This is a genomic window from Actinopolymorpha singaporensis, from assembly GCF_900104745.1.
Lineage (GTDB): Bacteria > Actinomycetota > Actinomycetes > Propionibacteriales > Actinopolymorphaceae > Actinopolymorpha > Actinopolymorpha singaporensis.
In genome coordinates this window covers 1,689,909-1,700,168 of record NZ_LT629732.1, presented here as the reverse complement: position 1 = coordinate 1,700,168, position 10,260 = coordinate 1,689,909, and the positions used below count along the sequence as shown (strand labels likewise).

Here is a 10,260-nt window from a genome sequence, read left to right as displayed (position 1 = left end):
CATCGCCCACAGGCTCAAACCGGTGACGCCAGGCCCTTGATCATCGGGGGCCACAAACGTCGACGCGCAGTCCAAGCATGACTGCGGCCACAACCCGCCGCCCCTTCCGGCATGGTCAAGCCCCCGACTAGGGGAAAGGCCGGGACTGGTGTACACACACGAAGGATGTAAGACAGCCGCCACGAAGTCGGGATAGGCCAGAAGAAGGGGCACGCGCTCATGGAGCCGATTGAAGACACCTGGTACACCCGCGACCTGCCGCTGCTACGGGCCACCGTCAGGTTGTGCGACAAGTCAGCAACGGGCGGCGCCTCATTCACCGGAATCGCAGCCGAGTCCGGCATGAGCGAAAGCGAGGTGCACGCGGGACTGCGAGCTCTCGACCACGGCGGCTACTTCGTGAAGACCGAGGGCGCGTGGGGCGCGGGCATCATCCACGTGTTCGGTGTCACGGGCGAGGCGCGGCGGGTCGTCGGTTCGTGGCCATCGCCGGAGACCGCAGCGGACCGGATCGAGGCGGCGCTGGAAGCGTTGGCGAAGAACGCACCGACCGAGGTCGAGAAGAGCAACGCGCGCCGGGCGTTGGAGGCGATCCGCAGTGCCGGCCGCGACGTGGTGGTGTCGGTGGCAGCCGCCGTCATCACGGGCCAGATACCGGGGACCGGTAACTAGAGCCAGAGGGGTTGGCTGCTACCTCGCGTCCTCGGCTTTGGTCAGCGATCCGGCTTCGTCCTCGGACTCTTACAAATCGCCGCCTCCACACCCGCAGAAATCCGCCACGGATGCTGATGAACCCTGTGACTACGGTCCACCAGACCAGACGGCCTCTCCTCCCGGTACCGGCGCAGCCACGCATGCACGCTCTGACGGGTCACCCCGTACCGCTCAGCTTCCACGACCTGCCTAGTGCCAGATGATGGGTGACGCTTCGGCTTCAGTTGAGGGGTAACGGGTTCTAGGCCTGCTGTGCCCGTTCCTGGGCGGTGTAGGCCTTGTAGCGGGTGACCTCCTTGCGGCTGGTGCGGGGCACGATCTTGATCAGCGTGTCGTGTTCGTCGAGCAGGCGCAGCATCGTGTCGTCGACCTCGACGGTGACGATGGTGTGCCGGTGGGCGAAGCCCACCTGGACGCGCTGGCCGATGACCTGGATCCCCCCGCGGGCCGACACCCGGCGCTGGACCCGGATCGGTGCCTGGTTCGGGGCCGGGATCGGGGCGGGCATCTGTGTCCCACGCAGCCGGACGCGTTTGGCCGGCGGGACGGTGTGCGGGATGGTCTTCCAGACCTGTCCGTCGGTGAGGACATGGACCAGGTGCTCTTCGACCCGCAGGGTGACCTGCCGACCGGCCAGCGGTGTCCCGACCGGGAGTTGGTGTCCGCCGAGGGTGGCCAGACCACAGCCGTTCACCAGCCGCTGCACCTCGACCGTCGCAGTCGTGCCCGGTCCGGCAGCACTACGCGCCGGCGGCGGCCCTGCCGCTTGTGCACCGTGGGCACGCAGGCGGGCCAGGTCAACGCTGGTGAACCGCGACGGCAGCGTCTTGTGCAGCTGGCCGTCCACGCTGACGTGCACGGTCCTGGTGCTGATCCACAACCGCACCACCGACCCAGCCCGAGGTCGCCCGAGCCAGAACTGCTGCGGACCGACCATGAGATTCCCACTGGCCGGCACCACCCGGTCGACCTCGATCGCTTCTCGCGCCTCGGGTGCGGACAGGTCCACCCGTGCTGCTTCGACCTGCACCCCGAACGTCGCCATCGCGGCCATGTCAGCCGAGTCCGTGACGGTGGGCGGTGCGGCTTGGTGTTCTCGGCTGTGCCAGTGGACGAGAGTCCACGGTGGACGGTGAGCTCGGCCGGAATCCACAGCGGTACCCGGGCCCGCTCCTCAGTCGGCACCGCGACGAACCGTTGCGCCGGGGTGGTCATGCCCAGCGACTGGTGCGGCCGGACATGGTTGTACTCCCGGCGCCAGGCGTCGACCGCGGCTTGGGCGGCGGTCATGTGGGCGCTGGCCTATGGGTTCGTACAGCCCCTCCAGAGGTATGGGAGCCATACACCCCGCAGCTAGTGCGCGAGCTCGACCGTCAGCAGGCAGTTACAGGCCGAAATGTGTTAAAGCGTCTGCTGCAGCGACTCGGCGTGAATGTGTAGGCTGACAGAGGTGCCAGGTGCACATCGCTCCCGTCGCAAGTACTCAGGTCCGAATTGGATACAAGCCCGTTCTGGTGGCGTAGGACCTTCCGCGTCGCGGCACGCGGGCCGGACACTCCGCTGAAGGAGCATTCGCCAAGGGGTGCGTTATCGCCCCAGTCTTGACCATAGTTCACAGACCTTCGAAGTCAGGCGGCCAGCAAAGCAGAACGTCCAGGTTCGAGCAGAGGTCTCGCCAGCTCAAATCGCTAGGAGCCCGTTCCACTGCCAAGACCGCTCGTACAGACTCGGGACCGTTGCTCAGTACCTGCCGGTAGCGGAGCACCTGACCGAGCCCCAGCCTCAACTGACGCTCTTCGTTACCCACGGTCAGACTCTTGACCTCGACGACGTTAACCTGATCACCGTAAATCCAGGCCAAGTCATACTGCGGTTCACGCCCTTGGGGGCTGCGCGGTTCAAGTCCTCGCCGCCGTAGCACCGTGGCTAGAGCGTTCTGGGTCATCGCATGACCCTGGACACCGCGATCGATCACAGAGGGATCAATTTTGAATGGATCTCTCTCAGCGGTCGAGACGTGCTCGGCGGCAGCAACGTAGGACTGTCCGAGCACTTCTCCTTCGTGTGGCGCTTCGGGGACTAAAGAAGGCGATGACATGGCAGCAGCAGCCCCATTGCCGGCCTGATCAGCAGCGGCGAGGAGTTCCGGGACCTCCAGCACCACGGCAAGGGGAAGCTTCGTTAGATAGTGCTGTGTTGCGCGTAGCGGCTGCTTGTCAGAAATCTGGAAAGGCCGATAAATCGTGCCGGTGATATCGCGCTCGGTGGACTCAATAGCTGCCCGAATCCTCACTTCGTGCGCGCGCAACCTTGACAGGGTTACCGGCGCGGGGAGCATGAACGGTCCCTCCAGCGGTGCACACCATCCGGGCCGTCGATATGGCTTGACACCGGCACGTTGCGCAACGCGTCCACGTGCACCCCACACCAGCTCATCTTCGAAGGGCACACCAACAACTCGAGACCAAGCGACTATTCCCGACGGCTGTTGGTAGTGGAACACCACGTTGCCAGGTTGTACGTGGGGCACAAGGGCATACGCGTGGTGTGTCCGTCCAGTGTCATCCGACTTCGGCGCGCGTAGGTCCACACCGATGTCTCGTCGGTCAGTGGTTTCCATGAAGTAGATCTCAGCCGCGTCCGAGGTCCACCACACGTTCACAGTCACTGGCTCTGTCACCCTCTGCCCGGTCCACTCGAGCTCTTCTATGTCCGCCATCGGTACGCCTCCGACACCGGCGGACTCCATTAGGCCGGGCCTGCCCCGGCTCACCGACGCCCAGGCACGCACGGCAGGCATCGGAAGCCAGCGATGCGTTCTGTCTCGTCCTGCGCCACTTAGTTCGGCATCGAAGCGCTGGCGATGGCTCGGACCAAAGGCAAGGACCCTCGAGCCCCATCGCCCCTACGCCACCTTAGCTCCTAGCCCTCCTAGATGGCCCAACCAGGCTCACACGATTCCTTGCCCAGTCCCGGAGAAGATCTGCAGTGTCTGCACTGACGTCGAGCGAGCGAATCAGCTCGTTGACCTTCTGGGACTCGCTTTTCTTTACCCTCCCCCGTGCTAGATGCAGTAAGGGGTGGTCGGTTCCACCAATGAAGTCCCCTCGAAAAAGCGAGTCCGGGTTCATCTTGATAGGAAGCTCCATGAAGGGCAAGGCAAGCTTAACCAAAACGGAACGACCTTCTCTTTCCGACACCTGGTCTATCACCCGCAGTTCATCAGAGACAAAAGCGCTTAAGGGCCAAGGCATATCATCCTCGTAGCACCACGGCGCGGCGTTAGTGGTCAGAAAATGATCAAGCGCCGCCAGATTCGCGACAAGATCCTGCTTGTGAGATTGTGGGAATATAAATCTTTCCGCAGCTAACGGTATCCGAGGTAGTTCATTTATGACCACACTTTGGAATAGACTTCCAACACCATGTTGCGTCACCAAACTTTTGAAATCGCCAGTCCGTTGAGCCTTCTCAAGCGCGATCCACCAGTATTGCACTTGCGCCCTTTGTATGACGCTATCCATCCTCTCCCAGTTATCGACTGCCCATTCGGTCCAATAACCGAAATCGTCGTAGAAGGAGGGCGTTAAAAGCATTAGCGCCAGGCAGCGTTCGTCCAGCGCAGTCGACAACCTTGCATCAGCTCTCTCTTGTAAATACTTTGATATCAGCGGAATATTCTCGCGTGACGCCCCAAGTAAGTTGCGTACTGGAATTGACTCTGAGTTTGCAATCCCCCTGAAGACACGGGATGTCCCTAGGGCTGGACGCGAAGTGACATAGATGTCAAAGGAAGCCTCCACTATCTTGCGAACAACCCCAGAGCGAGGCACTACAAACCGTAAAGACCGTGACGCGAACGAGAGTGCGCTTACGCGATGCTCTTCCGACGCCGAGTGAGAGGCGTCGACTGCCAGTTCCAAGAAGTCGTCGGCCCCATCTTCAACCGTCCTGCCGAGGATCTGCACGGCGAGTTGACACACAACGTCCGACTGAGTTCGGAATATTGTGTCTTGGAGCTCAGCGAAGAGATCTCGGGCGCTAGGATGCTGCCTAACGAGTTGGCTGGCCGCGAAATACTCGAGGAATGTACGATGAGTGAACCAGTACAGGTCGGCGCCGACGTCCGTCAGCACCCATGCTCTACCTTTGCAGAAATCAACAAATTCAGTCGCCGCGTTCTCAGCATCCTCTTCATTATCGAAGCGCTTTTTGAGAAGATATTCCTTCATAAAACTAATGATCTCTTTACGCGGTATTCCACCCTGCTTCTCTTGCTTGGAGTACAACCACAGAGCTAGTGCACGCATAGCGGATTGAACATGTGCATCAAACGACAATGGCGCAACGATTCCACGATGGCGGTCCCAGCGGTCAAAGAGCACTAACGCGCACTTTTCGTAGACCTCTGGCCTATTCGTCGGGATGTAGTTCTCTGACGCGTAGATGCTGCACATCAAAGAAAGCATTAATGGATTAACGCGAAGATCCTTGACTAGCTCGCTTTCGCGCAGGAAAGATGTAGCTCGCTCTTCACGATGCGGCTTCGGTATCGATCCGTCCAAGCTAAACCATTTGCGGGCGTAGGTTTCCACTTGGTCATCATCAAATTCCTGCAGTTGAGCGACAGTGAACAGGTCCTTATCAAGAGGAGCCTCTTCGTACCCAACTCGCCTCGACGTCACGAGGACGGGCGTCGTCGGGTACCGATAGCAGAATCCCTCGACAATTTCAACGATTTGCCGTCGATCTGCAACATCAAGTAGTTCATCGAGACCATCGAAGACAACCAATGCTCTGCCATTAAGGAGTAGGTATTCAATGGCATCCTCGGGCGGTTCAACGGAATATGGAGTCCGACACAATTGGGCCAGGTACTCGATCAGAGGCATCCTCGACTTCGAGTATTCCTTCGCGTAGTCGCGCAGGACCACCAGGAAGGGCACTGTGGCCGAAAGAGGCGAGCGGCGACCTGATGCGACGTCGTATGTCAATTTCAAGCTCGTTGTCGACTTTCCCCCACCGGGGTCACCCAGAATAATAAGGCGGAGGGTAGATAGTAAGAGCACGTTGACGTTCACATCACGTTCGTTTTCAGCCTCGTCTTCTTCAATGCGTCGTAGCGTTGGCTGAACAAACAGCTTACTGTACGAAACTTTCTTCGTCGTGTCTGTATGAGGTACGCGGATTCCATTATGAAGACTTGCTATCTGCGTACGCAACGACTTCTCAAAAGAAAGAATTTCGTCCAGTTTTTCGATGCGCGAGAGTAATTTGGTGTTGCGTACAGAGGCTGCGGCAGCACTGCTCGCTGCCTTCATAACTGCCGCCTGTGCGGCAATTGATGCGTGGGGGGTAGAGACCGCCTGGCCAACCGCGATCGAACGAGTTACGGCCTCGTATACCCTATCGAATAGAGCTTCACCAAGACGATTTATTTCATCCGGACGCCCGATAAATGTTAGACGACATGTCCAGCGAAACCCTTCCCGCAGATCCCGGAAGCGCTCACCAGAGGCCTTGGCGGCTGGATCCAAAAGCAAGATCGAAGCAATCGATAACGCTAAATTCTCAAGCTCAGGTGATGAAACAAACTGGTTCACCTGAGGCACAAGGGCGTCAGAAAGGTCGACAGGGAGATCTGGTTGAGTAATATCTGTCTCTTCTAGATACTTCTTAAGCCGGCGGCTCTTGACCCCCCTCAGCACAGCGGTCCCGACGACCTTACTTACTCCGCCGGCGACAGCCCGTGCTAGTGGAGCTTCCCATCCAGTGACGACCACTTGTGCCCCCAATGCCGGTCTGGGTGGTTTGCAGTTGTGACCCAAGAGCATAGCGCGAGCACTCGGGTCTTATGCGCTTAGTTGATCAAATGGTGACAACTTTCCCTACGTCTTCAAGGCGGCCACCGGCCGCCGCGCGCCCGCCTGACGGCGCCGGCTCTCCCTCCGCGCCTTCGGCGCCCGGTCGGCCGGCGCGGCTGGGCGCGACAAGAGGGCCGCCAGAAGAACTGGCGACCCTCATCAACTCCCGCTCCGCGGGAGACAGTACGTCGTAGGTGGTGCCGGGCCGGAGGCTTTAGCCACCTCGCTTGGTCCGGGACCCTAAGAGCGGCGGCCCACGGTGGGCGGTTACGGGCGGGCAGCCAAGCTGCCCACCGCGCCGGACGAGGCTACGGGCCGCCACTCTCCCGGACCAACCCAGGCCACCGGCCAAACCCTCCGGCCCTGTGGCGCGGATGTTGCCGCCGCCTCGGCGCGGTGGTCACGTGCTTTCACTGGGCTGGGTGCGGGCGGACCATCGTTGTTCGATGCGGCCGACCTTCCAGACGGTCAGGGCTGCGGCCCAGGTGAGCACGAACAGTCCGACGATGCCGAAGCCCACGTACTCCAGGTCCAAGGACGCCAGCCATGCCAGCGGCTCGGTCTTGATGTGCAGCCGGTCCACGAGGAGACCGATCAGCACCAGGGCACCGATGACCAGTGCCACGGTGACCGACAAGACGGTGACGGTCAGGTTGTAGAAGACCTTGCGGATCGGTTTGAGAAACGCCCAGCCGTAGGCGCGGGACATGAACACCCCGTCCGCGGTGTCGAACAGGCTCATGCCGGCGGCGAACAGCACCGGCAACACGAGGATGGCGTACCAGGGAAGCACGAAGGCGGCGGAGCCGGCGGCGAGGACCAGGAGGGCGACCTGGGTGGCGGTGTCGAAGCCGAGCCCCATGAGCAGTCCCACCGGATACAGGTGCCAGGGCTGGGACACCCGCTTGGTGACTCGTCCGAGGAACCGGGCGAGGAAGCCGCGGTTGTGCAGGTGCCGCTCCAGCTCGGCCTCGTCGAACTGTCCGGCACGCATGCCGCGGAACACCTTGGCGATGCCGACGACCGCGACCAGGTTCATCAGGCCGATCAACAACAGGAACGCGCCGGCGACGATGGTGCCGATCAGCCCGAGTGTCTGCCCGACCTGGGACTGGTCGTTTTGGACCACGCCGGCGACCGACCGGATCCCGACCGACAGCAACAGGCTCGCACCGAACACCACCGAGGAATGGCCCAGGGAGAACCAGAACCCAGCACTCACCGAGCGCTTGCCCTCCCCGACGAGCTTGCGGGTGGTGTTGTCGATGCAGGCGATGTGGTCGGCATCGAACGCATGCCGCACACCAAGCAGGTATGCGGTCAGCCCCACCCCGGCACCGAGCACTCCGGCGCCGCCCAGGTGGTACTCCCGGGGCGCCACCGCCAGGAGCAGCACCCCCCACCCGAGGACGTGCAGGAGCAGGATGAAGCCGGCCATCCCGCCGAGCGACCCCCACTCACCAGGGGTGAAGGCCTTCCGAAGGCCAGGTCGGGCCGAAGCGTCCGTCGTTTGCGTCTGAGTGGCCATGAATCCTCGGTTGGAGCGAGCGTTGAAGTGGACAGGAGCGGTCAGGTCCCAGGTCGCCGGCTAGGGAGGGCCGGTGACGGCGTTCTCGAGTTGGGTGGCGAGTTCGTGCACGCACTCGTCCATGGACTGGCCTGTCTGCTGCCGGTAGAGCCCGAGGGCGATCTCGGCGAGAAGAAGTGACCCGCCGGCCAGCGCCCGGTCGTTAGGGAAGGTGTTCATCAACGCGGCGACACCTTCGGGATCGTGGCGATGCCGGGCCGCCAACACCCCGGCGGCACGCTGCGCGGCATCGACGAGACCGGCGAGGTCAGGATTGCCGGCTGGACGGTCCCGCGGTCCCGGGGTGCCGGTCATCGGGTGATCAGTCCCGGTGTCTGGCTGCGGGCGGCCTCGAACCGTTGTGTGACGTCGGCCCAGTTGGCGATGTTCCACCAGGCGGTCACATAGTCGGCCTTGGTGTTGCGGTACTGCAGGTAGTAGGCGTGCTCCCACATGTCGAGCATCAGCAGCGGAACCGACCCGGGTGCAAGGTTGCCCTGGTGGTCATACAGCTGCTCGATGATCAGCCGCTGACCGAGGCTGTCCCACGCCAGGATCGACCAGCCCGACCCCTGCAGGTTGGTGGCGTTGGCGGTGAAGTGGGCGCGGAAGCCGTCGAACGAACCGAAGTACTCCTCGATCGCGGCCGCGAGCTCACCGTCGGGCCGGTCACCACCATCGGGTGACATGTTGGGCCAGAAGACCGAGTGGTTGACATGCCCGGCCAGGTTGAACGCGAGGTTCTTCTCGTACAGGTTCACCGGCGTGAGCGCGTCCTTGTCCCGCGCGTCGGCGAGCTGCTCCAGTGCGGTGTTGGCGCCGGTCACATAGGCCTGGTGGTGCTTGGAGTGGTGCAGCTCCATGATCTGCCCGGAGATGTGCGGCTCCAGAGCGCTGTAGTCGTAGGGCAGGTCAGGAAGGGTGTAGTCGCTCACGTGCACTCCTTCATCCCGGCCCACTCCGGCACCAGCGCCAGGCAGGCCATCCGAGGCTAGTTGCAACTCTCTCGCAATAGCCAAGCTATCGCACCCGCGACAGGATGAGGTGGCGGAAGCACCTGCAACGGCTACATCGCCGGACCCGAAACGCCGCTCGACCAGCGAGCGACGCGACGTCCCTCTTAGTCGCCGGGACCATCTGAGGCCTTCCGGTAGAGCGCGGTGGGACGCCACACGCCTACGGACACGACGCCCGACCCTGGCCCGCCTATGGCCCGCAAACGCCGAGATCTGGCCGGACAGAGCAAGCCACACCGAGCCTCGCCGAGCATGATCGAAAAGGCGTACCAGAACCACGTTTCCGCAGGTCAGGACGGCTAAGTGCCAGATCAGGGCGGAGGGCATGGGATTCGAACCAATGACCGCGAGGGGTCCCTCGGTAGCGCTTTTCAAGTGCACCGGCCGCCGCAGACAAGGGAGTGCCAACCTCTCCGCCCAAGTCCGCACGCCCATCAAGCCTGCCGACCTCGCCCCACCGGATGCGGGCCCATCGATCGCATCAGTCATCTGCACCGAGCTCCGACCGGCAATCACTCGGCTTCGGGCGAGTCCTTCCGGTAGAGCGCCGTGGGCCGCCACATCTGCGGCCACGACGAACCCGGCACCAACTCCGCGACACCGAGCTCGCGCAACCGGTTGAGGGTGTTGCGCACGTTGCCGTCGTCCGTGCGGCCGAGCATCTCGGTGATCTGACGAGGAGACACTCCCTCCTCCCCGTTGACGTCGAGGAGCGCGGCCACCTGCCGCTGCATCGAACCGACCAGGCGGTCCCTGAAGTCCGGCTGTTCCATCGGCCTGGCGGTGAACGCCGCGGCCAGCTCGGCCGCCGCAGTGGACAGCGTCATGAGGAACTGAGCGATGGCACGGTCCCGGGGATCCGGCGAGGTCTCGGTCATGGAGAGGAATGATACTTCTATACCGATTCCATAATCCGATGGTGGGCGGGGAGGGCCATACGGCCGATCCCCTGCCCAGTGTCGGTGCCGGCCCTCCCGCCCGAGCAGCAGCATACGCCCCGAGTCGCACACCTGTTCGACGAATGAAGCAGACCCTCCGAGACCGGGCCAGCCGGGCTGGTCTCCGGTGAGTGACTAACTGAGTGACAATCGACCGGCAT

General features: G+C 62.3%; 9 protein-coding genes and 1 pseudogene. 1 reads left to right on the top strand and 9 read right to left on the bottom strand.

Annotated elements, in window-relative coordinates; translation table 11 throughout:
* Nucleotides 1-219: 219 nt before the first annotated feature.
* Nucleotides 220-672 (top strand): hypothetical protein, encoded by a 453-nt coding sequence (locus BLU27_RS07715; protein ID WP_092651928.1) that lies wholly within the window; start codon nucleotides 220-222, stop codon nucleotides 670-672.
* Nucleotides 673-713: 41 nt separating this feature from the next.
* Here the strand turns inward: BLU27_RS07715 and BLU27_RS31160 are convergent, their stop codons facing one another.
* The 9 genes and pseudogenes from BLU27_RS31160 to BLU27_RS07680 all read right to left on the bottom strand — a co-directional run bounded on the left by BLU27_RS31160 (nucleotide 714) and on the right by BLU27_RS07680 (nucleotide 10,039).
* Nucleotides 714-896 carry a helix-turn-helix domain-containing protein gene (locus BLU27_RS31160; protein ID WP_422386076.1) on the bottom strand — a complete coding sequence of 61 codons (183 nt, stop codon included), beginning with the start codon at nucleotides 894-896 and terminating at the stop codon, nucleotides 714-716.
* A gap of 59 nt (nucleotides 897-955) precedes the next feature.
* Nucleotides 956-1,768 carry a hypothetical protein gene (locus BLU27_RS30280; RefSeq protein ID WP_241827841.1) on the bottom strand — a complete coding sequence of 271 codons (813 nt, stop codon included), beginning with the start codon at nucleotides 1,766-1,768 and terminating at the stop codon, nucleotides 956-958.
* A gap of 161 nt (nucleotides 1,769-1,929) precedes the next feature.
* Nucleotides 1,930-2,004: pseudogene (locus BLU27_RS31155) on the bottom strand (integrase core domain-containing protein); the annotation flags it as partial.
* Between the two features lie 322 nt (nucleotides 2,005-2,326).
* The gene (locus BLU27_RS28860; RefSeq protein WP_206744642.1) at nucleotides 2,327-3,022 is read right to left on the bottom strand and encodes a hypothetical protein; all 696 of its coding nucleotides are present in this window, start codon (nucleotides 3,020-3,022) and stop codon (nucleotides 2,327-2,329) included.
* A gap of 607 nt (nucleotides 3,023-3,629) precedes the next feature.
* The gene (locus BLU27_RS07700; RefSeq protein WP_157728302.1) at nucleotides 3,630-6,317 is read right to left on the bottom strand and encodes an NACHT domain-containing protein; all 2,688 of its coding nucleotides are present in this window, start codon (nucleotides 6,315-6,317) and stop codon (nucleotides 3,630-3,632) included.
* A gap of 661 nt (nucleotides 6,318-6,978) precedes the next feature.
* A complete protein-coding gene (gene nicT / locus BLU27_RS07695) occupies nucleotides 6,979-8,106 on the bottom strand; it encodes a HoxN/HupN/NixA family nickel/cobalt transporter (protein ID WP_479683693.1) in 1,128 nt (375 codons plus the stop codon).
* 60 nt (nucleotides 8,107-8,166) lie between these two features.
* A complete protein-coding gene (locus BLU27_RS07690; RefSeq protein WP_092651920.1) occupies nucleotides 8,167-8,460 on the bottom strand; it encodes a hypothetical protein in 294 nt (97 codons plus the stop codon).
* Entirely contained in the window at nucleotides 8,457-9,080 is a 624-nt protein-coding gene (locus BLU27_RS07685) for a superoxide dismutase (RefSeq protein ID WP_092651918.1), read from the bottom strand. Before BLU27_RS07685 ends, BLU27_RS07690 begins: the two co-directional genes overlap by 4 nt.
* Before the next feature lie 593 nt (nucleotides 9,081-9,673).
* A complete protein-coding gene (locus BLU27_RS07680; RefSeq protein ID WP_092651916.1) occupies nucleotides 9,674-10,039 on the bottom strand; it encodes a helix-turn-helix domain-containing protein in 366 nt (121 codons plus the stop codon).
* Nucleotides 10,040-10,260 lie beyond the last annotated feature (221 nt).